This window comes from Nostoc sp., assembly GCF_036917575.1.
Taxonomy (GTDB): Bacteria; Cyanobacteriota; Cyanobacteriia; order Cyanobacteriales; family Nostocaceae; genus Nostoc.
Genome location: NZ_JBALDC010000104.1, coordinates 76,679 through 99,448 on the forward strand (window position 1 = coordinate 76,679; position 22,770 = coordinate 99,448).

General features: G+C 43.1%; 19 protein-coding genes and 19 tRNA genes. 9 read left to right on the forward strand and 29 right to left on the reverse strand.

Going from position 1 to position 22,770, the window contains the following annotated elements:
- Positions 1–93: 93 nt before the first annotated feature.
- Positions 94–1,053 carry a glycosyltransferase family 9 protein gene (locus tag V7K79_RS29380; RefSeq protein WP_335053015.1) on the reverse strand — a complete coding sequence of 320 codons (960 nt, stop codon included), beginning with the start codon at positions 1,051–1,053 and terminating at the stop codon, positions 94–96.
- 69 nt (positions 1,054–1,122) lie between these two features.
- Between V7K79_RS29380 and ispD the strand changes: the two genes are divergently transcribed.
- From ispD to V7K79_RS29395, 3 genes are all read left to right on the forward strand, one after another.
- Entirely contained in the window at positions 1,123–1,806 is a 684-nt protein-coding gene (gene ispD, locus V7K79_RS29385; protein ID WP_335053017.1) for a 2-C-methyl-D-erythritol 4-phosphate cytidylyltransferase, read from the forward strand.
- A gap of 273 nt (positions 1,807–2,079) precedes the next feature.
- The gene (scpB, locus tag V7K79_RS29390; RefSeq protein ID WP_335053019.1) at positions 2,080–2,709 is read left to right on the forward strand and encodes an SMC-Scp complex subunit ScpB; all 630 of its coding nucleotides are present in this window, start codon (positions 2,080–2,082) and stop codon (positions 2,707–2,709) included.
- Between the two features lie 201 nt (positions 2,710–2,910).
- Positions 2,911–3,258, forward strand: a complete 348-nt coding sequence (locus V7K79_RS29395) for a DUF760 domain-containing protein (protein WP_335053021.1) — start codon at positions 2,911–2,913, stop codon at positions 3,256–3,258.
- Positions 3,259–3,513: 255 nt separating this feature from the next.
- Here the strand turns inward: V7K79_RS29395 and V7K79_RS29400 are convergent, their stop codons facing one another.
- On the reverse strand, positions 3,514–4,722 hold the full coding sequence (locus V7K79_RS29400) for an HhoA/HhoB/HtrA family serine endopeptidase (protein WP_335053023.1): 1,209 nt from the start codon (positions 4,720–4,722) through the stop codon (positions 3,514–3,516).
- A gap of 226 nt (positions 4,723–4,948) precedes the next feature.
- Here V7K79_RS29400 and V7K79_RS29405 point away from each other — a divergent pair, with 226 nt between their 5' ends.
- Positions 4,949–5,842 (forward strand): LysM peptidoglycan-binding domain-containing M23 family metallopeptidase, encoded by an 894-nt coding sequence (locus V7K79_RS29405; RefSeq protein WP_335053025.1) that lies wholly within the window; start codon positions 4,949–4,951, stop codon positions 5,840–5,842.
- Between the two features lie 80 nt (positions 5,843–5,922).
- Here V7K79_RS29405 and V7K79_RS29410 read toward each other — a convergent pair whose 3' ends face one another.
- Positions 5,923–6,957: an isochorismatase gene (locus tag V7K79_RS29410; RefSeq protein WP_335053027.1), complete on the reverse strand. Its 1,035-nt coding sequence runs from the start codon at positions 6,955–6,957 to the stop codon at positions 5,923–5,925.
- A gap of 319 nt (positions 6,958–7,276) precedes the next feature.
- Here V7K79_RS29410 and ispG point away from each other — a divergent pair, with 319 nt between their 5' ends.
- Positions 7,277–8,503, forward strand: coding sequence for a (E)-4-hydroxy-3-methylbut-2-enyl-diphosphate synthase (gene ispG / locus V7K79_RS29415; RefSeq protein ID WP_335053029.1), 1,227 nt, complete (start codon positions 7,277–7,279; stop codon positions 8,501–8,503).
- A gap of 256 nt (positions 8,504–8,759) precedes the next feature.
- Positions 8,760–10,043: a carboxyl-terminal processing protease CtpC gene (gene ctpC / locus V7K79_RS29420; RefSeq protein WP_335053031.1), complete on the forward strand. Its 1,284-nt coding sequence runs from the start codon at positions 8,760–8,762 to the stop codon at positions 10,041–10,043.
- Positions 10,044–10,122: 79 nt separating this feature from the next.
- Here ctpC and V7K79_RS29425 read toward each other — a convergent pair whose 3' ends face one another.
- On the reverse strand, positions 10,123–10,308 hold the full coding sequence (locus V7K79_RS29425) for a DDE transposase family protein (protein WP_335053033.1): 186 nt from the start codon (positions 10,306–10,308) through the stop codon (positions 10,123–10,125).
- A gap of 172 nt (positions 10,309–10,480) precedes the next feature.
- Between V7K79_RS29425 and V7K79_RS29430 the strand changes: the two genes are divergently transcribed.
- Positions 10,481–10,684 carry a DUF6887 family protein gene (locus V7K79_RS29430; RefSeq protein ID WP_335053035.1) on the forward strand — a complete coding sequence of 68 codons (204 nt, stop codon included), beginning with the start codon at positions 10,481–10,483 and terminating at the stop codon, positions 10,682–10,684.
- Between the two features lie 121 nt (positions 10,685–10,805).
- On the opposite strand, the gene V7K79_RS29435 is transcribed toward V7K79_RS29430, so the two are convergent.
- The 3 genes from V7K79_RS29435 to V7K79_RS29445 form a co-directional block, all read right to left on the reverse strand.
- Positions 10,806–11,216, reverse strand: a complete 411-nt coding sequence (locus V7K79_RS29435; protein ID WP_335053036.1) for a DNA mismatch repair protein — start codon at positions 11,214–11,216, stop codon at positions 10,806–10,808.
- A gap of 163 nt (positions 11,217–11,379) precedes the next feature.
- Positions 11,380–13,107 carry a succinate dehydrogenase/fumarate reductase flavoprotein subunit gene (locus V7K79_RS29440; protein ID WP_335053038.1) on the reverse strand — a complete coding sequence of 576 codons (1,728 nt, stop codon included), beginning with the start codon at positions 13,105–13,107 and terminating at the stop codon, positions 11,380–11,382.
- Between the two features lie 214 nt (positions 13,108–13,321).
- Positions 13,322–13,639: a hypothetical protein gene (locus V7K79_RS29445; protein WP_099102821.1), complete on the reverse strand. Its 318-nt coding sequence runs from the start codon at positions 13,637–13,639 to the stop codon at positions 13,322–13,324.
- A gap of 548 nt (positions 13,640–14,187) precedes the next feature.
- On the opposite strand from V7K79_RS29445, the gene V7K79_RS29450 reads away from it, so the two are divergent.
- The gene (locus tag V7K79_RS29450; protein ID WP_335053040.1) at positions 14,188–15,030 is read left to right on the forward strand and encodes a hypothetical protein; all 843 of its coding nucleotides are present in this window, start codon (positions 14,188–14,190) and stop codon (positions 15,028–15,030) included.
- A gap of 57 nt (positions 15,031–15,087) precedes the next feature.
- Here the strand turns inward: V7K79_RS29450 and V7K79_RS29455 are convergent, their stop codons facing one another.
- From V7K79_RS29455 to pds, 4 genes are all read right to left on the reverse strand, one after another.
- Positions 15,088–16,410, reverse strand: a complete 1,323-nt coding sequence (locus V7K79_RS29455) for an ABC transporter substrate-binding protein (RefSeq protein WP_335053042.1) — start codon at positions 16,408–16,410, stop codon at positions 15,088–15,090.
- A 296-nt stretch (positions 16,411–16,706) separates the two neighbouring features.
- Positions 16,707–16,798, reverse strand: a tRNA-Ser gene (locus V7K79_RS29460).
- A gap of 112 nt (positions 16,799–16,910) precedes the next feature.
- Positions 16,911–17,843 (reverse strand): 15-cis-phytoene synthase CrtB, encoded by a 933-nt coding sequence (crtB, locus tag V7K79_RS29465; RefSeq protein ID WP_335053044.1) that lies wholly within the window; start codon positions 17,841–17,843, stop codon positions 16,911–16,913.
- On the reverse strand, positions 17,827–19,266 hold the full coding sequence (pds, locus tag V7K79_RS29470) for a 15-cis-phytoene desaturase (protein ID WP_335053046.1): 1,440 nt from the start codon (positions 19,264–19,266) through the stop codon (positions 17,827–17,829). Before pds ends, crtB begins: the two co-directional genes overlap by 17 nt.
- Positions 19,267–19,710: 444 nt before the next feature.
- Here pds and V7K79_RS29475 point away from each other — a divergent pair, with 444 nt between their 5' ends.
- Positions 19,711–20,799, forward strand: coding sequence for a glycoside hydrolase family 3 protein (locus tag V7K79_RS29475; RefSeq protein ID WP_335053048.1), 1,089 nt, complete (start codon positions 19,711–19,713; stop codon positions 20,797–20,799).
- Positions 20,800–20,900: 101 nt separating this feature from the next.
- Here the strand turns inward: V7K79_RS29475 and V7K79_RS29480 are convergent.
- The 18 genes from V7K79_RS29480 to V7K79_RS29565 all read right to left on the reverse strand — a co-directional run bounded on the left by V7K79_RS29480 (position 20,901) and on the right by V7K79_RS29565 (position 22,766).
- Positions 20,901–20,971: transfer RNA gene (locus V7K79_RS29480), tRNA-Lys, on the reverse strand.
- A gap of 153 nt (positions 20,972–21,124) precedes the next feature.
- Positions 21,125–21,207: transfer RNA gene (locus tag V7K79_RS29485), tRNA-OTHER, on the reverse strand.
- Positions 21,208–21,214: 7 nt separating this feature from the next.
- A tRNA-His gene (locus V7K79_RS29490) sits at positions 21,215–21,288 on the reverse strand.
- Between the two features lie 6 nt (positions 21,289–21,294).
- Positions 21,295–21,368, reverse strand: a tRNA-Ala gene (locus tag V7K79_RS29495).
- A gap of 92 nt (positions 21,369–21,460) precedes the next feature.
- Positions 21,461–21,534, reverse strand: a tRNA-Arg gene (locus tag V7K79_RS29500).
- Positions 21,535–21,540: 6 nt separating this feature from the next.
- Positions 21,541–21,611, reverse strand: a tRNA-Val gene (locus V7K79_RS29505).
- 86 nt (positions 21,612–21,697) lie between these two features.
- Positions 21,698–21,768, reverse strand: a tRNA-Gly gene (locus V7K79_RS29510).
- 4 nt (positions 21,769–21,772) lie between these two features.
- Positions 21,773–21,845, reverse strand: a tRNA-Thr gene (locus V7K79_RS29515).
- 96 nt (positions 21,846–21,941) lie between these two features.
- Positions 21,942–22,014, reverse strand: a tRNA-Leu gene (locus tag V7K79_RS29520).
- Positions 22,015–22,018: 4 nt separating this feature from the next.
- Positions 22,019–22,091 (reverse strand) — tRNA-Pro (locus tag V7K79_RS29525).
- Positions 22,092–22,096: 5 nt separating this feature from the next.
- Positions 22,097–22,174 (reverse strand) — tRNA-Leu (locus V7K79_RS29530).
- A gap of 6 nt (positions 22,175–22,180) precedes the next feature.
- Positions 22,181–22,257, reverse strand: a tRNA-Leu gene (locus V7K79_RS29535).
- Positions 22,258–22,263: 6 nt separating this feature from the next.
- Positions 22,264–22,339, reverse strand: a tRNA-Gln gene (locus V7K79_RS29540).
- A gap of 3 nt (positions 22,340–22,342) precedes the next feature.
- A tRNA-Gln gene (locus V7K79_RS29545) sits at positions 22,343–22,415 on the reverse strand.
- A gap of 5 nt (positions 22,416–22,420) precedes the next feature.
- Positions 22,421–22,495: transfer RNA gene (locus V7K79_RS29550), tRNA-Asn, on the reverse strand.
- A 6-nt stretch (positions 22,496–22,501) separates the two neighbouring features.
- Positions 22,502–22,576: transfer RNA gene (locus V7K79_RS29555), tRNA-Phe, on the reverse strand.
- A gap of 21 nt (positions 22,577–22,597) precedes the next feature.
- A tRNA-Arg gene (locus V7K79_RS29560) sits at positions 22,598–22,672 on the reverse strand.
- A gap of 4 nt (positions 22,673–22,676) precedes the next feature.
- Positions 22,677–22,766 (reverse strand) — tRNA-Ser (locus V7K79_RS29565).
- Positions 22,767–22,770: the final 4 nt, after the last annotated feature.

Sequence of the window (22,770 nt, forward strand, 5' to 3'; positions counted from 1 at the left end):
CTATGCAATATACATTCACCTCTCTCCTGTAAAGAGAGAGGTTTTGAGGCTTACTCTCTGTTCTAGGTATCTAAGTTTGGGAAAACTACTAGTTTAGCCACCCCAAATTTTTTCTAAAACTGTGTTTGGTGAAATATCCGCCGTTTTTCCCGTGAGGGATTCAATAGCCAGGAATTTATCGTTTTTCGGCAACAACTTAGCTGGATTGCTGGGCCCAAATACAGCAATGGTATAGGTTTGAACTGCAACACTAAGTTGTAGTGCCGCGCTATCAGTAGATAACATCAAATTTGCTCCAGCAATTATGGCAGTTAACTTACCAATATCATCTGGGGCAGTCACCTTGATATCTGGAGAAGACTCCAAAAGCGATCGCACAAACAGATCATCATCAAGTCCCTTAATAACCACCACGGGTAGATCGGGCTGCTTTTGTTGGAAGGCTTGAATAATTTGCTGCCAACTTTCAACAGGGTAGATTTTATCTAGTTCTTTAGCCTGTAATAACTGGCCAGAACTGCCATGAATCAAAATATAGCCTGTTTCATGAACTCCTAAACGTTTTTGTTCCTTTTGTGCCCACTCAATATCTGGTTTTGGTACATTTACTGCTAACTCTGGGACAGGGCTATTTATTTCCAACGGTTGCAGCAAGTCGTGATATACTGCTGCCGCATATTGGGATGGTTTGAACGGCACAGTATGGGTAAGAAAACCCGATCCTTTGCCTTGATAACCAATGCGTATAGGAATTCCCGTTAACCAGAGTAAAAGACCTACCAACCAATTTTGCTTAACAGCAATGGCAACATCGTATTCGCGATCGCGAATTGTCCCCACTAAATTACCCCAATCTGCCAGACTATTACGGTCATTAAAATCAAAGTACAGCACCTCGTGAACTGACTTGCTCACTCGGTAGGCAGCCTTTGACTGGGGTTCAACAACGACATCTATCTGAGCGTCAGGGTAATGGCGCTTCAGGTCATCTAGAGTCGGAAAGAAGAGAATTTGGTCGCCAATTCCGCCAGGTACAAGGGCTACTACTCGCATAATATTTATTGACGCTTACTCGCTCCCTATTTTAGGGGAAAATATATAGCTTAAAGATTGAGGAATTCTGTGTATTTACTAATTCCAGCTGCGGGAATCGGAAAAAGAATGGGTAGTAACCGCAATAAACTCCTACTACTCGTGCGATCGCAACCAATTATTGCCTGGACTTTATTAGCCGCAGAAACCGCCAGTACAATCAGTTGGATTGGGATTATTTCTCAGTCTAGCGATTGGCCAGAGTTCAAAGCAATTATCGCCAATCTAAAGCTGACTAAACCAGTGGAATTGATTCAAGGCGGCTCCACCCGTCAAGAATCTGTTTACAATGGCTTGCAATCTCTGCCAATAGCCGCAGAACAAGTGTTAATTCATGATGGTGCCAGATGCCTAGCTACACCAGATTTATTTAACTCTTGTGCCGAGGCCATTCGCCACTGTCCCGGTTTAATTGCTGGTGTACCCGTCAAAGACACCATCAAAGTGGTTGATGAGCAAGGCATAATTCAAGAGACACCCGACAGACGACAACTATGGGCAGCACAAACTCCTCAAGGATTTGATGTCAAGTTGTTGAAACAGTGCCATGCTGAAGGAGTTCGTCAAGGTTGGGAAGTAACAGACGATGCTGCTTTATTTGAAAAGTGCGGCATCGAAGTCCGAATTGTCGAGGGAGAGGAGACAAATTTAAAAGTGACCACTCCCCAAGATTTAGCGATCGCAGAATTTATTCTAACAAATAGAGGCTTTTGAGGAAGCGAACAAGGAAATATAGTACAAATTATTTCCTGTCACCATATTTCTTAACCCCAATGCCAAATTTGAAAGTTTTAAAAAATACTTTGACAATTTACGATATGATGCCACACACTTGTTGATTGTTAGTTGTCATGTACTAATGACCAATGACTAATCACCCTTCGGGTGACGCTCCTGCGTCGTTAACGCTGCGCTAACGCCAGTTGCTCATGGGGGAAACCCCCAAGACCGCACCATCTTCACCAATGACTAACTACTAATGACTAAATGATTACAGCCACAGCGACGAAGATAGAAGCAATTCTCTATTTAAAGGGTAAACCCTTGTCGCTCGGCGAAATCGCCGAGTATGCCGCGTGCGATCGCGCCACTGTCAAAGAAGGCATAATTGAACTTATGGACAATTATGCCCACCGAGATAGCGCTTTAGAGGTCATAGAAACCCCAGATGGTTACAGTTTGCAACTACGATCTGACTTTCATGATCTAGTGCAAACAATGATACCAGTAGAATTGGGTGTAGGTGCATTGCGAACTTTAGCAGCGATCGCCCTTAATAGTCCTATACTCCAAAGCGACTTGATTAACCTACGCGGTTCAGGAGTATATCAGCACGTTCCAGAACTCGTTGAACTTGGTTTCATCCGCAAACGCCGAGATAGCGATTCTCGCTCCTACTCGCTCCAAGTAACACCGAAATTTCATCAGTATTTCCAAATCGAACAACTTCCGCAAATACTCTCTACCAGTCAAAAGGAAGAACAACTAGAACTAGAACTAGAACTACATGGAGTGGGGTCTAGGGCATGGGATATGGGGCATGGGGAAAATGAGGGGAATGAGAAAACAAGGAAGCAGGGGACCAGGGAGGAGAAGGGGGACAAGGTAACGAGGTGACAAGGTGACTAAAGTTAGAACTTGCAACAAGTCTTTCCCTTCCCCTTGTCCCCAATTCTCAAGAGTCCCCAAGTCTCTTCCCAACGCCCTGTTTGCCCAATTCCCAATTCTCCCTCCTCTTGACTTATACCTGTGGTGAATACGCTACCCTTGTACTATGGTTTAAAGTAGAGTTAGCAATTAAGCTAAATAAAACTGCCAATGGTGTTTAATCCTGACTTTTTGAATGACAACTCCGAGGAACACCCTAATCAACTTCTTTCCGACCACTCTGAGCAATACCCTAATCAGTTACTCAAATATCTACAGCATCAGTCTCCTGATGTTTTAGCTAGGATTGCTCAGTCCGCCAGTCCCGAAATTAAACAAATCATCTCGCAAAATGTCCAAGGGCTAGTGGGGATGCTCCCGGCAGAAAATTTTAACGTGCAAATCACAACAGATCGGGAGAATTTAGCTGGACTTCTAGCGTCAGCCATGATGACGGGGTATTTTCTGCGCCAGATGGAACAAAGAATGCAGTTAGAGCATTTGTCTAATGATCAATAATTCAATAGTCAGTAATCAAACATTCTGCGACTATTGACCAAATAATGACTAATTCGTAATTCGTAATTAAAAAAGGTATAGTAGCTGACACTGAATGAAAATTTAGTTGTCAACAAAATATTGATGGAGAATTCAATCTTCCACTGAGAGCGCAGCTTTAGCGAATCTGCGTACTGCTACAGAGAAGCAAGCTAGAAAGAGCATCTTGTAGGTAAGAATTACGAATTACGAATTATCAATTACGAATTATTTTGACTACTTCCTTTCAGGATAAGCTCCTGATTGAACTTTAAAGGTTTGAATTTTACCGCTGCGGTTGACTTCGATCGTTAAAATGTCTCCAACTTTGCTCGACTCTACCAGCCTTTGAACTTGGGCTGAAGTTTTGACTGGTTTACCGTTAAATTTTTGAATCACGTCTCCAGGAAGCAGTCCTCCACGCTTGGCCGGGGAATCATCTGTAACTCCTTTAATCACAATTCCAGCATCCTGCTGAATGCTCAGTTGATTTTCTTGATTAATCTGCTGCTTTCTGATGGGAGAAAGGTCTGCCATTTCAATACCCAAGAAAGGATGTTCCACACGCCCTTTGGTAAATAGTTCATCAGCGATGCGGGCGGCGGTTTCAATGGGGATGGCAAAACCGAGTCCTTGAGCATCAGCGCGGATGGCAGTGTTAATACCAATCACTTCGCCTTGGGCGTTTAATAAGGGGCCACCAGAATTACCAGGATTAATTGCGGCATCAGTTTGGATAAAGCTGACTCGCTTATCTGGGACACCAACTTGAGTGCTAGTGCGATCGGTAGCGCTGATAATGCCGATAGTAACAGTATTATCTAAACCCAGAGGATTGCCAATAGCGATCGCCCATTGTCCTGGGATCAGGTTTTGCGAATTGCCCAATTTTACCGTTGGCAAATCATTCGCTTGTATTTTCACTACCGCTACATCTGTTACAGAATCAACTCCTACTACCTTACCCTCTAAACTTCGACCATCCTTGAGGGTAACTTGTACTGTATCTGTATCTGCCACTACATGAGCGTTAGTGAGTAGTTCTCCATCTTCACTCAAAATAAATCCCGATCCTGTACCGCGCTCAATGCGTTCTTGAGGAATTGGTTGGTCATCCTCTCCAAAGAATCGCCGCAATATGGGATTTTTCAATGCGTCAGAGATGGGATTGGCTACTTTGCGAGTGGCATTAATTCGCACTACAGCCGGGCCAACTTTTTGCACTGCCGTTGCAATAAAATTCACGTTATCGCCACCAGTAGCCCCAATCCCTCCGTTAGGAGAATTCGGAACTACGGATTCTGGAGGCGAAGCCATTGTGACATTTCTTAGCTGTTGGAACGAGCGATTTTGTGGAATGAGATAGCGACTGCCAAACAAACCTGCACCACCGCCAATTACCAGTAAAAATACATAAACCGCCAGTTGCTTTAAAGATAACTTCATAATTGTTTTGCTCAAGAACAGCAATGCAGTTGCTAACTTCTAAGTGTAGTCAAGCTAACGGCAAGTGGACAGATCAATTTATGAGAAATTAGGGATTGGGTACTGGGTATTAGGTACTGGGGATTATATATTCTCCCCCTACTTCCCTGCTTCCCTGCTCCTCATCTCCCCACTCTCCATTTTTCCCATCTAAAATCTAAAGTTAATGCGCTATTGACCTGTATACATGACTTTACCCTTTCGTCAACTGTTTCTCTGTAGCTTAGTTAGCGCCTTGAGCCTAGTAAGCATACTGCCATACTCAAACAGTGCTGAGGCTGCTGTGGATGGTTGCTCAACTCCAGCCCTATCTCGCTTCCAACGCCATAAAGTTGTTCCTGGCGAAACTTTAGAGAGCATAGCGCAGCGCTACAATCTCATTCCGACAACTATTATTGGCATGAATCCAGCTTTGCAAAATGGTGCAGCTGCCGCCGTTGGTAGTGTGCTTCAGATTCCTCCCTACAATGGGATTGTAGTCGAAGTGCCTCGCAATCAAACTTGGCGACAAGTGGCGACACAATACAAAGTTCGTGCTGATAGCCTGTTTGAGGTGAATGGCTGCCAACAAAACCCCAGAGTCGTGTTTGTTCCGGGGGTAAATTGGTCGCCTAATGGTGTTGTAACTAAGTCACCTTTACCTACTGATGCAGGTACACCAAACCGTGCATCCTTGTCTGGATATCCCTTAGCACAAGTGGCAAATGTGGGATTAGCTTATGGCTGGCAAATTAATCCTGCGACAGGTGAAGTTTTCTTCCACAGTGGTGTTGACTTATTAGCACCAGTTGGTGCTAATGTGCAAGCGATCGCACCTGGAACTGTAGCCTTTGCCAGCGATCAAGGTTCTTATGGCAAATTAGTCATTATTAACCACAGTGGCGGACTTCAAAGCCGCTACGCCCAGCTTGACAGTATCAAAGTTACTGTCGGTCAGCAAGTGAAAAAAGGAGACTTACTAGGAACAGTAGGCACTAGTGGAAAACCAACATCCACTCAACCGCATCTCCATTTTGAAGTGCGTTCTAGCTCATCTCTGGGTTGGGTAGCACAAGATCCCAAGGGTTATTTGAAGAAATAAAGAAATGGGAAGTAGGGAGTAGGGAATAACGAATAAAAGACAAGGGAGACTACTAAACCCAATGCCCAATGCCCCATACCCTATGCCCAATTCCAAAATTCACTAGATTTGACAATGTGCATTCCTGCCTCTGCAAACCTTGTAAATGCTGCATCTGCCTGTTCTGTATAGTCCACAACACCAGGTACAACAACCGGGGAAGTGCAATCTTCTAGTAGATAGATTTTTTTCGCCAGAGTAGCATCTACCTGTTTAATTTCTGTTAATAAATCGTCAATTGTCCAAGCGACGCAGTGACTTTTAGCTTGACCACCAATAATTACTGCATCATATTCTAAAAGTTGTTTAATCAACAGCGTGTTCTTTTGAGCAAGTGGACGTTGTTCAAAATCTTCCAACACTTCTGGACGTAAGATGGAATAATTTTCTGTTAAAGGATTTTCACCTTTAATTTCAAATTGTGTTTGACTCTGACGCGCTATACCGTGGAAAAATACCGCTTCTTCTATCGATGAAACTAAAGCATGACCGATACCACCCAACATAGAATGATAAGGCCAAATAGTGAGAGGATATTTACCGTCTTGACTAAGTTTTTTAAGGTAATAATAAGCGTGTTTTTCTAATAATTCATAATCTCCATTAGTAACAGTGTTAGCAACTGCTGGGTTGACTTTCCAGATACCTTTCTCAATATCTGCTGGTGTGATGCTAGTTGCTGCTGGGGTGGGATGTTCTCCCGCAGCGTTCACCCAAAAGATTGGATGGAAAATTTGCGTTGTAGTGTGAGTATCTAAAGTTGGTACAATTTTCGTAATTATTCCCAAGTTTCGATAGATAAACTCAGATAATCTGAGGTTATCATCCACTGCTGCATTCCCAGATTTTCCACCTACAAATAATTCAAATCCAGGGATGCAGAAGGTATTTTGGACATCAATTAACAGTAGGCAAATACGGGTTTTATCTAAAGATGTAGGTTTGATATCGTGTTGTTTCGCCCAGATTTCAGCTTCAGCAGCACGTTCTTGGTAAGGTACGCGCCAGACTTTGCCCACTTCTTCAGGGTTAAAGTGTGGAGGAATTAGTAATTGGGGTGTTATTTGGGTGTTCATAATTACAGCCGCCTTTATTCTGTAATAACATCTATGATTTCAATCCCGAAATTTTCTCAAATCTAAATTAAATAGTATATTTGTATTATAAAAACATGATTTTAGCGATCGCACTCAAGTTACTCAGTTAAAAAGATTTTTAAGCGATATATCTTTACAAAAGAGTAAAACTCCTGAATTGCTCTTTGTTTCTTTGCCTGCCTCCTTCTCCATTTTTTTCTATATTAATCGTCCAAAAAAGCGCTAGCTGTGGCAATCTGGGAAACAGAGATTTATTAAATCTGATATTTTAGCTACAGCAAATTTACCTAATCAGGTTATGCAAACTCTGCCCACAGCAAACCCTTCAAGCATCACATCACCTCAAGCCAGCTTTGATACAACTATCAAGCGGCGAAAAACCCGTCCTGTAAAGGTGGGAAATGTCACCATTGGCGGTGGCTACCCCGTTGTGGTGCAGTCAATGATTAACGAAGACACTCTTGATATTGATGGTTCCGTAGCTGCTATTCGTCGTCTGCACGAAATAGGCTGTGAAATTGTCCGCGTCACAGTGCCGAGTATGGCTCATGCTAAAGCTTTAGGGGAAATTAAACAAAAATTAATTAAAACTTACCAAGATGTGCCAATTGTGGCTGATGTCCATCACAACGGGTTAAAAATCGCTGTGGAAGTCGCCAAGCATATAGAGAAAGTACGGATTAATCCGGGCTTGTATGTGTTTGAAAAGCCAAACATCAATCGCACTGAATATACTAAAAGCGAATTTGACGATATTGGCGAAAAAATCCGCGAAACCTTAGAACCTCTAGTAGTTTCTTTGCGCGACCAAGGTAAATCGATGCGAATTGGGGTAAATCACGGTTCCCTGGCAGAGAGGATGCTATTTACTTACGGTGACACCCCTGAAGGAATGGTGGAATCTGCTATAGAATTCATCCGCATTTGTGAATCTTTGGATTTTCACAACTTGGTAATTTCCATGAAAGCTTCAAGAGTACCAGTGATGGTAGCCGCCTATCGCCTCATCGCCAAGCGCATGGATGAACTGGGTATGGATTATCCGCTACATTTAGGCGTTACCGAAGCCGGTGATGGGGAATACGGGCGAATTAAATCCACAGCTGGTATTGCCACGTTACTTGCTGATGGCATTGGCGATACAATTCGCGTCTCACTTACAGAAGCACCAGAAAAAGAAATTCCCGTCTGTTATAGCATTCTCCAAGCTTTGGGATTGCGAAAAACGATGGTGGAATATGTTGCTTGTCCTTCCTGTGGACGCACTTTGTTTAATCTAGAGGAAGTGCTGCACAAAGTCCGGGAAGCTACTAAACATTTAACTGGGCTAGACATCGCAGTTATGGGTTGCATTGTCAACGGTCCCGGAGAAATGGCAGATGCCGACTATGGTTATGTTGGCAAAACACCTGGTTATATTTCTTTGTATCGTGGTCGAGAAGAAATAAAAAAAGTCCCAGAAGATAAAGGTGTAGAGGAATTAATTAACCTTATTAAGGCAGATGAACGCTGGGTAGAACCTTAAAGGGGCAGGGGAGCAGGGGAGACAAGGGGACAAGGGGGACAAGGAGAAATATATTGAAAATCTCTCCTTTGTCTCTTCTCCATGTCCTGTTTGGCCAATGTCCCATTCCCAAAAACTTTATATTTTTTAGCCACTAAGGTCGTCTGATTGTCAAGTATATTGTTCAAATTAAGAATACATACTTGGTCTGTAAGTGGTAGCCTGTGTTAGATTGAGCATACTGACTATAAATTTTCCCTCTGATGCAGCTGTCATTATGGTGACTACAAAAAATATACTTGTTTTGGGTGCTACGGCAGTGACACTCTCCACGATCGCTTTTACTAGCTGTGGCATTCATTCCCAAGGTCAGGCTTTATTTAAAGCAAGTCCTAAAGAATTAGTAGATGAAGTTTGGCAAATTGTTCAGCGCCAATATGTAGACGGTACTTTTAATCAGGTAGATTGGCAGGCTGTTCGTAAGGAATACTTGAGCAAGTCCTACAGTAATCCGCAGGATGCGTATAAGTCGATTCGGGAAATGCTGAAAAAGCTAGATGATCCGTACACCCGATTTATGGATCCATCGGAATTCAAGAATATGCAGGTGGATACCTCTGGAGAATTGACAGGAATTGGGATCACCATTAGTCAGGATGAAAAAACCAAGCAATTGGTTGTAATTGCGCCAATCGAGGATACACCAGCTTTTAAAGCTGGTGTTTTGGCAAAAGATATCATCCTCAAAATTAACGGCAAAGATACCAAGGGGATGGATACCAATCAGGCAGTATCCTTAATTAGGGGTGAAGCAGGATCGAAAGTCAGCTTGACTATTCAGCGCGATACTAAGGTAAAACAATTTGACATTACACGGGCGCGAATTGAAATCCATCCAGTTAAGTTTTCTGAAAAGAATACCCCAGCAGGCAATCTCGGTTACATTCGTTTGAACCAGTTTAGCGCCAATGCTGGTAAAGAAATGCAAACTGCGATCAAAAATTTAGAAAACAAAAAGGTAGCTGGATATATTCTCGATCTGCGTGGTAATCCAGGTGGTTTACTTTTCTCCAGCGTGGATATTGCCCGGATGTGGATAGATAAAGGTAAGATTGTCTCCACTGTTGAACGCCAAGGAGAGGCAGAAAAAGAAGAAGCAAACGGACGAGCCTTGACTAATAAACCATTGGTGGTGCTGGTAGATAAAGGTTCAGCTAGTGCCAGTGAAATCCTTTCAGGAGCTTTGCAGGATAATAAGCGTGCTACTTTGGTCGGTACTCAAACCTTTGGTAAGGGACTAGTACAATCGGTGCGTCCCCTAGAAGATGGTTCAGGATTAGCGGTAACAATTGCTCATTACTATACCCCCAATGGCACAGATATCAATCACAAAGGCATTTCACCAGATGTGAAGGTGGATTTGACCAAAAAGCAGATGGAGGATTTGTGGCTCCATGAACGTGACAAACTAGCTACTTTAGCAGACCCTCAATTTGCTAAAGCAGTGGAAGTGATAGGTAAACAAATTGCTGTTAAAGGTACACCGACAGCAGAAAAATGAAGAGTTAGGAATAAAGTTAAGACTGAATTGTAAGGAGTTAGGAATAAAGAGCGTCACTGTCAACTACCTAACTCCTAACTTAAACTGGTTGGCACTTTCCAGCTCTTATAAGTCCAACACGCCGAGCGATCGCTTCTTCTTGCGAATTAAAAGGCCCCCACTGTTCTATAATTTCTAAATTATCGTCGCCAAGTTGGTCGCTGGGGATAATTTCACAGTTTCCACCAGAACGCTTGACAATATACAAATTTTGTGGATTGCTCATATTTGAAATAAAGATTTTGTTTTTATAGTAAGAATTTTACGGCATACAGAAAATATCTTTGCACTTACTGCTAAATCCGACATTCTGTAGGTGCGATCGTAGAATTCTGTAGCTTTTTTGCTGACCAGTTATATATAGAGCTAGAAATTACACCAGATAGTAGTATACAACCATGAAGAAGGTAAACTATGCAGCAATCAGCGACCAAGAGCTAAAGAGTTACTTTATCACCTACAAGGATGATAAAGAAGCCTTTTATGCTTACATGGATAGACGAAAATCTCGTCATTGTGATGCTGCAATAAAATTAAACGATCCGGCTTGGGAAGCAAAGATAATAGCTGTGATTCAGAAACAATTAGGTTCTGATTGTTGAAGAAGTCAGAATTCACGAGTCAGAATCAAGACGCTTGATTTTTCTTTTAGAGCTTAACCTACTTGAGAGCTGTTAAAGGTGGGTGATACCCACCTTCTGCTTACCAAATCCAATATCTCTCTTACTGCAAATATTCTCGTGTTAACTTGTTATTACCAAAAATTTCCATGTCGTATTCAATATTATCTAGAAGAATTGAGAAATTTGTTCTGTCATAGTCTCCTTCACAGAAAGTTTCGATGCACAGATCATTGTCATCATCAATATATACTTTCATAAATAGGAACTCCGAATTCAATTCGTTCATATATTCCAAGAGGTGTATTCTCTTAACATTTGGCTCAAGAGAATAAATAATTCTAATTAATACTCCTCTAGCTGAAATAAATTTAACAAAGAAATTTGGCTTTCTAGGATGACGGCATACAAGTAAATCATCCCCTTCTTCAATATGATATCCATTAAACTCCAAATGATTACGATATCTTGCTAAGGAATGGGCTACAGAATCACTTATACTGATTTCTGACATGGTTTTAAGCCTCACAAATTTTTTATATTAACAGGTGAACTAAACTTATTATTCCCACCCAATCTATAATTTGATCAGCACTAACACCAAAACTCATATTTTCCTTGTGTCTTTGTATCTTAGGGATTAAGAAAAGCATTTTTTAACCCCTAAGTCCCAATAATTAATACTTCCGCTCTTTCGGTTCAAACATGGTAATCTCTACCGGTCGATATTGAATCTCAATTCCGGCTGGTGAATAGTAAGCCATTGTGTGTTTGAGAAAGTTTGTATCATCTCGCTGGGAATAATCTTCGCGGAAATGAGCGCCACGACTTTCTTGGCGATTTAGGGCTGATGCCAAAATCGTCTGCCCTACTACCATCAAACTTCGTAATTCTAAGGCTTCTACGAGTTCTGTATTCCAGCAACTACCTTTGTCATCTAAATAAATTTGAGGATATTGCTGTTGTATTTCTTCTAATTTATGCAAACCTTCAATCATTAATGCCTCAGTGCGGAAAACACCACAGTACTCAGTCATACAATCCTGAAAAGCTTCACGAACTTGGTTAATACGGTACTGTCCTGGTTGTTCTAGCAAAGCTTGAATTTGTTGCTGGGCTTCTGTTACATACCGTTGCTCATCTACAGAGGGTAACTTACGTTTTTGCACAAATTTGGCGATCGCAGCTCCAGTCCTTTTACCATAAACCACGCATTCCAATAGTGAATTACTGCCCAAGCGATTCGCCCCATGTACAGAAACACAAGATGTTTCACCAGCAGCAAAGAAAGCATCAACAAAACCATCGCCACTACTACGAACTTGACCCTCAGTGTTAACTGGTATACCACCCATACAATAGTGAATTGTCGGGCGGACTGGCATCGGTTGAGTTACTGCGTCAACACCTACTAAACGATGTGCTTCTTCCCAACAGAAGGGAACGCGACTCATAATTTTTTCTTTGCCTAAATGGCGTAGATCCAGATAGACAAAGGGGCCTCCAGCACTTCCATTGAGATGAATACCATGTCCGGCGCGAATTTCGTAAGCGATCGCTCGTGAGGTAATATCACGAGGAGCTAGTTCCATCCGACTAGGTGCATAATTCGCCATAAAGCGATCGCCTTCACTATTAATCAGGTACGCCCCTTCTCCCCGTACCGCTTCTGAAATTAGTACCCCTACCGGATATAAACCAGTGGGATGAAACTGGACAAATTCCATATCTTCCAGGGGTAAACCTGCGATCGCAGTCATTGCCAAACCATCACCTGAAGAAGCGTAATCATTAGAGGTAGTATTATAAACGCGACCATAACCCCCGGTGGCAAACATTACCGCCTTAGCGCGTACCACCTCAATACGTCCATCCAAAAGATGGAACATTACCACACCCTTCGCCTCATTTTCTTCTAAAATAAGACGCATCACATACCACTCTTCGTAAACTTGCACCCCATAACGCCGCAAATTGTTAACCAATTCGTGCAAAATCGCATGACCGGTTTTATCAGCAGCGTAGCAAGTGCGGTTATGGGAATGTCCGCCAAAAGCCCTTTGGGCAATACGTCCATCGGGTAAGCGAGAGAACAAGACGCCGAGATGTTCCAAGTCAATCACCACATCTGGCGCTTCTTGGGCGAGGATCGCCACAGCATCTTGGTCTGCCAAGTAGTCAGAACCCTTGACAGTATCGAAAGCGTGTGCTTGCCAGCTATCTTCGGAATCAACATTTTTCAGCGATGCTGCCATACCACCTTGAGCCGCAACCGAGTGCGAACGAATTGGGTGGGTTTTTGCAACCACAGCAATATTTAAACTAGGGTCAGTGCGGGCAATTTCTACAGCAGCGCGACATCCCGCCAATCCACCTCCGACAATAATTACATCGTGTTCCAGCATAATTAGCCCTCTGATTGCAAACCACTGCTGTTCTATTGTAGAGACGTGATTAATCAGCTAGTTCGTTGTAAAAATCGGATCTCTACAAAAAAATCCCTGCTTATAGACAGGGACGTTATAAAAAATTTTGAAATTAGGAGTGAAAAGTTAAAAACAAAGAGTTATGGCACAGATAGAGTGACTTATAACTCATAACTCATAACTCCTAACTATGTTAGCTAGTTGCTTGTACAGGTTGTTGCTGAGACACATTACCTGGTATGGGTTCCATTTTGGTTCCCGGTCCTACAGGACTGACTTCAATATGATTTAACAAGGTAGTGACAAACGCAAACAACAAGAAAGGTAGCGATAGCAGAACGACAAGACCCGCTGTTGCTAAAGCGTACACGGGCCGCTTGGCACCCATCAGCGCCAAAGCTGATGCCAAACTTAGGGTAATTGTAATCAACCAAACAATTATTTGACCGTAGATATCACCGAAAGTCAGGGTACAGACAAACCGATACTTTTGAATATTATTTTCGCTCATCACATTTGCCTCAAGTCTCTCCTAATAGGTTCTACGTTAGAACTATGTTTGACTTGTAGGCAATTTCTAAATATTTTTGCAAGCTTTGTAATATCACTTCACAATTTAGCTGCCTTTGACAGCAAAGCAGCTATACTAAAAAACTTTTTCTTTTCATCGGAGAGGTTGCAATTGCGTTGGCGCAGCCCGCCGTAGGCATCGCCTCCTCAAAAAATACTATCTTAGTTTTAGGCAAAGAGGCTATTTGTCATCTGTCAAATTCAGGATATTCAAAATAAATATATAGCAATTCTATTTAATTTCTGAAAATTGCAAGCCACAGATTCACAACTTAGTAAAAGTTGTCAGGGATCTTGTTTTTCACGAATGATTCAAGATTGCTATAATATTTAGTTTTTTGCTAGTAAATATTAACTATAAAAATCAAGTAAAGTGCATTGATGTCAAACCGATTTTTTGATGTTAAATTTTGAGTATTGCCCGAACTTGTTGACTAAATCAACATAAAACCTTTATTTTTTCGTGGCAACATTGTTTTAGGAGTGAATGTGAATACTATTTTTCTTCGTAAAGGTGTTTTTTGGTTGTCAAGTTTAGCTGCTCTTGCATTTTTGAGTAGCGGTTTATCTGCAAGCGCCCAGACAGTAGACAAGGTGAGTAGTCAGCCATTAACTGAACCTTCCGCAACCGTAGCCTCTCCCAACGAGTTTAGTCCAGAAATAGACACTGAAAGCCAAAATCTCTCCACAGAAATAATTAAAACTTTTACAGTTACAAATTTAACTAAGGTAGAGCAGTTACCCAACACTGCTATACAAGAAAACGCCAGTGTAACACCCACACCTGTTCCAGGCACAGTGTCAACTTCATCTGCGACGCTTACCTCTGAATTTGTCCAACCAACTTCTCAAACTACTGTTCAACCATCTGCTACCAAAGTGGCGCAATCGGATATTGATTTAGGTAGAACTACAAATGGTGGTAGTAGCTATCTTGGGATCGCTGCTAACATTGGTTTGAGCGGTGGTGACACGTCTTTGGGCGACGGTAACTTTGCAGTAGTTAGTAAAATCGGACTGACAAATTCTATATCAGTGCGACCCTCAGCCATATTTGGGGATAACACCACAATTTTACTGCCAATCACCTATGATTTTACCTTCAAACCAGCAGATGCTTTTAGCGAACCATTAGCGATCGCGCCTTACGTCGGAGTGGGTGCAGCTTATAAAACTGGTGATGATTCGCAATTTGCCTTTTTGGCATCTGCTGGTATTGATGTGCCTTTAACTTCTCAATTTACAGCAACGGCTGCTATAAATGCCGGTTTTTTCGATGAAACTGATGTGGGCTTGTTATTAGGAGTTGGTTACAACTTCAATGGACTTTAAGAATTAGGAGTTAGGAGTTATTAAGATTAAATTCATAACTCCTAACTCCTTTGTTTTTTATTTAGGGGTAACTTTGTCAATCACTTTGATTGTGCCATCATCTCCTACTGTCCAAACATCGTATACACCGACAACATCGCCGTTAGCATCAACATCTACATTGCCACTGGCTCCTTGGTAATTAATCTTTTTACCATCTTTAAGTAACTTCAGTCCCTCGCAGACATCAGTAACTTCTGTACCAGGCCCATCAGCAACTTCCCGGATTTTGCTGGCTATACCAACGCCTGTATTTTGTTTAGCAGCTTGCGCCGCCAATGTCAATAAAGCAGCTGCATCCCAAGTTTGAGGAGCGTATTCCCCTGGTGCACCACCCTTTTTATCCTTCCACAGCTTATTGAAAGCTTCTAATGCTTTACCATCGGAACCCGGTACTGTACCGATTGCTCCAGTTAAGATATATTTACCATCACCGCCTTTGCCAACTTGTTCGGGAAAAGTTGGTGATTTAACCCCATCTGTTAATAGAATCTGTACTCCCTTCGCTACACCTTGTTGATAGGCGGCTTTCAGGAACAGACTACCAGTTTCCGCATAGAGTACAGCCAGGACTGCATCTGGCTTACCAGCAAAAGCAGCAGCCGCTTCTGTATCAAATGTTTGGGCTTTTGGATCGTAGCGCACAGGCTTATCTTTATTAACTATAGTTCCACCTAATTTTTCAAAAGTTTGCACAAATGCTTTTTCAAACCCTACGCCATAGTCGTTATTAATCACGACTGTAGAAACTCGTTTGAAACCTTTTTTTCTGGCAAGTTGGGCTAAAGCTAATGCTTGGTAAGTATCGGGAGGGGCTGTACGTGCCCAAAAGCCTTTATAGTCGCCTTTTTGGGCCTTTTCAGTAAATACAGGACTGGTACTACCAGGGGAAACCAGCATGACTTTATTTGGTGTGGCAATGGAGACTGCTGCACTAGAAACGCTACTGGCAAAGGAACCAACTACACCTGCAACTTTATCCAAAGTTGCTAGTTTGGTCATACCGGCAGCTCCAGCTCTTGGGTCGGTTTGGTCGTCTACTTGCACCAAAGTAACAGGTTCACCATTCACCCCACCGCAAGCGTTGACTGTATCGACAAGTAAAGGCACAGAACCTAGCATCTGCTGTCCGACAGAAGCCAAGTCGCCTGTTGTTGGTAACAAAGAACCAATTTTTAGTCCTTGAGTAGTGCTTGTTGTAGTTGAGTTTGCCGCTGGGGTAGCAGTACTTCCGTTGTTAGCTGTACCGTTGGGGGTACTGCTATCACCACAAGCCCCAACTAAAAACCCAGTTGCGAGGATAGTTATACTGAAGGCTAAGGCGGTACTAATTTTTTTCATAAATTAATCTCACTCCTCAAAATATTTAGGAGCCTAAAAATATAGCAGGAGGCAGAGGGCAGGAGGTAGGAGGCAGGAGGTAAAACTATTGCTAACTCTAGTATTCACCCCATCCTTACGTCCTAACCTGTGTGACTACGGCTATAAGATCCAAACTATATTTGTAACTTAGCTGGATCTGATCGAGACTCCAAAGGATAAATCATATCATCCATCTTTGGGAGCAGGAGTACTTACCCCGGCATTAATATTTATGTTTTACACAGAATACACTCCGTGTATCAAAGATTAAAAAACGGAGAGGGAGGGATTCGAACCCTCGGTACGGAGTTGCCTGCCGTACAACAGATTAGCAATCTGCCGCTTTCGACCACTCAGCCACCTCTCCTGACTCACGAATAATAAAGATAGCAGGTTTGTTAGGGAGAGTCAATAGGCATTAGTCATTAGTCATTAGTTATTTACAAAACACTAAGGATTAGGGACAAATGACTAATTATTTAAAGAACTTGCGATCGCATCCAAGCTATGGGCAAGGTGCGTAGCTTTTTCCACTGGGGAACGTAAGCCCGTTGACTGAATACATCGTAAGCGTTGCGTTCAATCACCTCCAAAATTTGACCGTACAGCATTGATGCTGCCCACACAGGCCAACGAGCATCTGATGCTAAGTAAGTAATTCCCCGGTCGGATGTAGTGTAAAATTGGCGGGCGCGGTCAATTTGAAAGCGCATCAATGCTTGCCAACGCTCATCTACCACACCATTGAAGAAGTCTTGCTCGGTATAGTTGAATTTTGCCAAATCTTCAAGGGGAATGTAGATTCGTCCCCGTTTGGCATCTTCTCCCACATCTCGCAGGATGTTGGTGAGTTGATTGGCAATTCCCAGAGCGATCGCTTCTTCTGTAGGAACATAAGGTTGTTTGTTCTGGTGCCAGGGAGCGGTGTATATGGTGTTATCTACACCCATAACTGCTGTTGACATTAAGCCAACAGTGCCAGCAACACGATAACAGTAGAGGTATAATTCCTCAAAAGTTTCATAACGACTGCGATATAAGTCCATGCGCTGACCGGCAATCATATCCCGAAATGGCTGAATGTCCATCGGAAAGCGCTGGAGAGTATCAACTAAGGCGACATCGTAATTTTCTAATGGGCGTCCCGCAAAAATCGATTCCAGCTGCTGTTCCCATAGGTCTAGGGTTTCTGGCGTGGTAATAGCAGATGCGGGGCCATCCACCAATTCATCTGTACGGCGACACCAAGCGTAAATTGACCAAATAGATTGACGTTTTACCGGACTCATCAGTAAAGTACCCAGGTAAAAAGTCTTGGCATACTTTGCTGTGAGATGCCGACAAAGTTTGTATGACTCGTCTACAGAGACCAGCGTTTTCATGCGCGGCGGGGAATCAGGCAGTTGCAGCATTCGTTGCGGGCGGTCGGGTGAGCGTTTGCAGGTTTGAGGAATTTGCTACCGGGAGGGCCTCAGAAATCGCCTGCGCTGTTAGCTTACCAGAAAGTACGGCACCTTCCATACTGGCTAAGTAGCGTTGCATGGTGTAATCCCCGCTGAGATAGAAATTATTAATGGGGGTTGTTTGCGAGGGACGGTACTGTTGACGACCAGGGGTCGCTTTGTAAACTGAACGGGGCGTTTTCACCACATGAGATTTCAGCAATGTTGCTGGATTGTCTCCCCCAAAGTGATCGGGGAAGAGTTTTTCTAACTCGGCAATAGTTGCAGCCACAATCTCCTCATCGGATTTGGCAATCCAATCTTTTGCCGGGGCTAGAACTAATTCCAGCATTGAGCGCTCAAGGTTGGCGTATTCACGGCAGGTATTGCTCATATCAGCATAAACGCTTAGGAGGGGCGATCGCGAGAATAGCAAGTGATCAATTTGCGTAAGTTTACGATCAAACCACAAATGCACGTTAATCACAGGCACGCCTTCCAACCCTTTTAGCTTTTGGAAAAACTCCATTTCTTTCCAAGGTGCTGGCAAAATCACCTTCAGAGGGTCAACCGGCATGGCAGATACATACAAATCCGCCGTGAAAACTTCATCTTCGTCTCCATTCAACCCCCGAATCAAGTATCCTTTGACGCTACCATCAGCGTTTAGCAAAATCTCTTTCAAAGGGGCATTCAAGCGGACTTTTCCACCGCGTTCGGTGATGTAATCTACTAGGGGCTGACACAATCGTTCTGTTGGCGAACCATCCAAAAAGGCCATTTTCGAGCCTTTTTTTTCTTGGAGGAAACGATTGAGAGCAGTTAAAAGAATGGTTGCCGAAATTTCATCTGGACCAATGAAGTTCAGCGACTTGGCCATAGCAATAAAAACTTCTTTATTGACCCGTTCTGGAATATTGTGTTTACGCAGCCAATCTGTCCAGGAGTATTTGTCCATTTCTTCAACGTACTTTTGCCCCTGAATCATGGCTGGCAATAATCCGATGCCAAAGCGAATTTTTTCTGGCCATGTCAGCATGTCGTTGTTTCGCAGAATTGCCACTATACCATTAATTGGTGCCGGCAAATCTGGGAAATCAAAGCGACTGTAAGTACCTGGTGCATCCGGCTGGTTGAAGATCATTGTGTGTTCTTTCCACTGCAATCGATCTTCAATGTCCAACTCTTTGAATAACTGCAACATATTAGGATATGCGCCAAAAAAGATGTGCAGACCTGTTTCGTACCAGTCTCCATCAGCATCTTTCCAAGCAGCCACTTTACCGCCTAGAACGTCTTGACGTTCCAAGACAATGGGTGTGTGACCTGCGTCTGTAAGATATTTCGCGCAGGAAAGTCCTGCTAGTCCCGCTCCCGCGATCGCTACTCGCATGTAACCCTACTGCTTTTCAATATTTCTTAACCGTTTTATCGTTTTCATTATACGTTGCAATCCGTTACATTTGGCAGTTGTTGTGCGATCGCTTCCCCAAAAAACTTTTGCCAAGGGGAATTTTACTACGCGCACCTGCCCAAATAAATTGCCAATACTATTATTGGCAATAGCTTTGCACCGTACATATTATCTATATTTACATGCAAGTGATTTCGGGAAACAAAAGTATTTCCTTTGACTGAAAATAGCTAATTTTAAAAGTTATCTCAAAGTAGTTGATTTCTTTGCTAATTTGTGTATTTATTATGAAAAAATATATAGGGTATTGCTTAAGGACTACTTTGAAAACTTTCCTCTCCCTATAAGGGTGTAGGATAAATGTTTATGTCCTCTAGGTTGAACAACCAAGTTGTTTACCTGACAACTTATAGGTAAAAGATTATGAGTGTATCGCAGGAGCTAAGGCGCTTTGGACATCACCTAATTTTAGGTGTTTCCGGCACTACATTAAGCGATGACGATAAACGCGCACTCAATGAATTAAAACCGATTGGGGCGATATTTTTTGCTAAGAACTTTTTGGATGGCACCCCATATCAGATTTGGCTGGAAAGCTTCAAAAATTTAAACAGGCAAATACGAGAATACACTGAACGTGATTCCATGTTCATCACTCTCGATCATGAAGGAGGTCGTGTAATTCGTACACCACCGCCAATTACCCGCTTTCCTCATGCCTTATTGCTGCGATCGCACGCTTATGAAGTAGCAAAAGCCACAGCGATAGAATTAAAATCACTGGGAATCAATTTATCTTGGGCACCTGTAGCAGATATTTTTTCCCATCCTGACAACCCCGTGATTGGGTCTCGCGCCTTTGGTAACACTCCCGAAACTGCTGCTCAAGGTGCGCGTGACTATTACTTTGGACTTCGAGATTCAGGAATTTTGGGATGCGCCAAACACTTCCCCGGACATGGAGACACCAGCAAAGACTCTCACATTGAGCTACCAATACTGAATTTAACTCTAGAAGACCTGCGACTTCGAGAACTTATACCTTTCAAAGCTTTAATCGAAGTCCAGATTCCTTTGATGATGACTGTCCATATCTTATTTCCTAAAATAGATCCTGATGTACCAGGAACGCTTTCCCAACCTATCCTCAAAACCATACTTAGAGAGGAACTTGGCTTTGAGGGAGTGGTTGTATCTGATGATTTGGATATGAAAGCTATCTCAGATATGTTTATAAAAGCTGGTACTGTGGCGCGGTCATTAAATGTAGGCTGCGATCTGTTTATTGTGTCGCGTAATATTAATTCATCATCTATCGAAAGAACTTATCAGATTGCTGAAGATTTTGTCGATTCTCTGAATAACGATAGCTTAGATGAAACAGTGGTAGAAGCAGCTAGAGAAAGAATTGAGAAACTACTGGCAGTAACACCGCAATATCCCATATATGCTTTGGATAAAGATGTATTATTGCAACATGCTCAATTAGCGATCGCGAGTTGCTATTCATAACCCAACGAGCATTCAAGTTGTACGTTAGCAGTTGCCAAAAGGCTAACTAAAATTGCATTTCTTAATTTTGAATTTTAAATTTTGAATTTTGAATTGTTTAATGGGTGGTATAGGGGTCGAACCTATTTCTGCGGGTTAAAAGCCCACTGCACAGCCGTTATGCCAACCACCCTGGTTAATTTAAAAAAGAAATGAGCAAGTGCGATCGGATTAGATCGCAAGCGTTGTAACACCAATGTTAGATATAAATCCACCTGGGAGGTACTGCCCCTCCTATTTCTGTGTTATCAGCACAGCGCCTCACTTTTCGGCTTCAGGTGGATAGCGGAAGATGGAGGAATCGAACCCCTACAGTTGCCCATACCCTGGTTTTCAAGACCAGTTGCCGTCCATTCAGCGGCATCTTCCATTCAGGGGCGTCCGACGGGACTTGAACCCGCTCTGACTGGTTCCACAAACCAGTGCCTCGACCACTTTGGCTTCAGACACCATCAGTGGAATCAATGGGACTTGAACCCATGACCTCCTGCTTGCAAGGCAGGCGCTCTAGCCAACTGAGCTATGACCCCATCAAAAAAGTAAGAAGAGCAAAGTAAAAACTAAAAAGAAAGAAAAATAATTAAATTCATTCTTTTGACTTTTAACTTTTGACTTGTTTAGGCGGGAGTGGTAGGACTTGAACCCACAACTTTCGAGGTAGAAGCTCGAAGCTCTATTCCATTGAGCTACACTCCCAATATTTGGTAGTCCTGGCATGAACCCGCAACATTTTTCTTGTAAGGAAGACACTCTACCAATTGAGTTACAGGACTACGCAAGCGAGTGGAGGGAGTTGAACCCACGCACTGAGTATGGCGCACTCAGATGCTACCGATTACATCACACCCACAAGTTTCAGAGCGGACGACGAGATTTGAACTCGCACGAAGACGTTGGAAGCGTCTCATGCTGCCGTTACATCACACCCGCATCAAGCTGGTAACAGGAATTGAACCTGCAACCTACTGATTACAAGTCAGTTGCTCTGCCAATTGAGCTATACCAGCACTAATTTTGGTGACGAGGGCAGGAGTTGAATCTGCTGATGTCCAAGTTATGCAGCCCCATAAGCCAGCGTTGCTTCATCCCCGCATATTCACCAATACCCCTGACTGGATTTGAACCAGCAACCTCTTCGTTCTAAGCGAAGCGCCTCTTCCGTTGGGCTACAAGGGTAAAGTCTGAGTGACAGGGATTGAACCTGCGACCTGGAGTTCCCAAAACTCCTGCGCTCCCATCTGCGCCACACCCAGATATTTGGTACTCCTGGTGGGAGTCGAACCCACAACGAAACAGATTTTAAGTCTGCCACCTCTTCCAATTGGGCTACAGGAGCAAATTTTGGTACTCTTGGTGGGAATCGAACCCACAATATACCGTTTTTGAGACGGTAGCCTCCTCCTGTTGGGCTACAAGAGCAGAGTTTGGCAGCCCCACCAGGACTCGAACCTGGAATCATCGCCTTCAAAGGGCGCTATGTTGCCAATTACACTACAGGGCTTTATTGCCAGGGCAGGGTTTGAACCTGCAACCTCATCGTTCAGAGCGATGCGACTTTCCAATTCGTCCACCCGGCAATGAATGGCTGCCTCAGTAGGACTCGAACCTACAACCGCGCGGTTAACAGCCGCTTGCTCTGCCATTGAGCTATGAGGCAACGAAACCCCCCAGATCGGAATCGAACCGACGACCTCCTGTTTTTCAAACAGGCGCTAACTACCAACTGAGCTACCGGGGGATAAAAGAAGAGATCATGTAACGAGAGCGGAGGGATTTGAACCCTCAAGTCCTCAGTTTCGTAGACTGAAATGTTATCCGATTACACCACACTCTCAAAACGGAGAGAACAGGATTTGAACCTGCGACGGGTATTAGCTACCCGCTTCCTCTTAGCAGGAGGACGCTTTTAGCCACTCAGCCACCTCTCCACAG

Excerpts from the sequence above, each read along its gene's own strand:
- V7K79_RS29455 (WP_335053042.1), bottom strand. The coding sequence starts at position 16,410 with ATGAAAAAAATTAGTACCGCCTTAGCCTTCAGTATAACTATCCTCGCA.
- V7K79_RS29425 (WP_335053033.1), bottom strand. The coding sequence starts at position 10,308 with ATGAGCAATCCACAAAATTTGTATATTGTCAAGCGTTCTGGTGGAAAC.
- crtB (WP_335053044.1), bottom strand. The coding sequence starts at position 17,843 with ATGCTGCAACTGCCTGATTCCCCGCCGCGCATGAAAACGCTGGTCTCT.
- V7K79_RS29475 (WP_335053048.1), top strand. The coding sequence starts at position 19,711 with ATGAGTGTATCGCAGGAGCTAAGGCGCTTTGGACATCACCTAATTTTA.
- V7K79_RS29430 (WP_335053035.1), top strand. The coding sequence starts at position 10,481 with ATGAAGAAGGTAAACTATGCAGCAATCAGCGACCAAGAGCTAAAGAGT.
- V7K79_RS29400 (WP_335053023.1), bottom strand. The coding sequence starts at position 4,722 with ATGAAGTTATCTTTAAAGCAACTGGCGGTTTATGTATTTTTACTGGTA.
- V7K79_RS29445 (WP_099102821.1), bottom strand. The coding sequence starts at position 13,639 with ATGAGCGAAAATAATATTCAAAAGTATCGGTTTGTCTGTACCCTGACT.
- pds (WP_335053046.1), bottom strand. The coding sequence starts at position 19,266 with ATGCGAGTAGCGATCGCGGGAGCGGGACTAGCAGGACTTTCCTGCGCG.
- V7K79_RS29380 (WP_335053015.1), bottom strand. The coding sequence starts at position 1,053 with ATGCGAGTAGTAGCCCTTGTACCTGGCGGAATTGGCGACCAAATTCTC.
- V7K79_RS29440 (WP_335053038.1), bottom strand. The coding sequence starts at position 13,107 with ATGCTGGAACACGATGTAATTATTGTCGGAGGTGGATTGGCGGGATGT.
- ispG (WP_335053029.1), top strand. The coding sequence starts at position 7,277 with ATGCAAACTCTGCCCACAGCAAACCCTTCAAGCATCACATCACCTCAA.
- V7K79_RS29435 (WP_335053036.1), bottom strand. The coding sequence starts at position 11,216 with ATGTCAGAAATCAGTATAAGTGATTCTGTAGCCCATTCCTTAGCAAGA.
- V7K79_RS29410 (WP_335053027.1), bottom strand. The coding sequence starts at position 6,957 with ATGAACACCCAAATAACACCCCAATTACTAATTCCTCCACACTTTAAC.
- V7K79_RS29395 (WP_335053021.1), top strand. The coding sequence starts at position 2,911 with ATGGTGTTTAATCCTGACTTTTTGAATGACAACTCCGAGGAACACCCT.
- ctpC (WP_335053031.1), top strand. The coding sequence starts at position 8,760 with ATGGTGACTACAAAAAATATACTTGTTTTGGGTGCTACGGCAGTGACA.
- scpB (WP_335053019.1), top strand. The coding sequence starts at position 2,080 with ATGATTACAGCCACAGCGACGAAGATAGAAGCAATTCTCTATTTAAAG.
- V7K79_RS29405 (WP_335053025.1), top strand. The coding sequence starts at position 4,949 with ATGACTTTACCCTTTCGTCAACTGTTTCTCTGTAGCTTAGTTAGCGCC.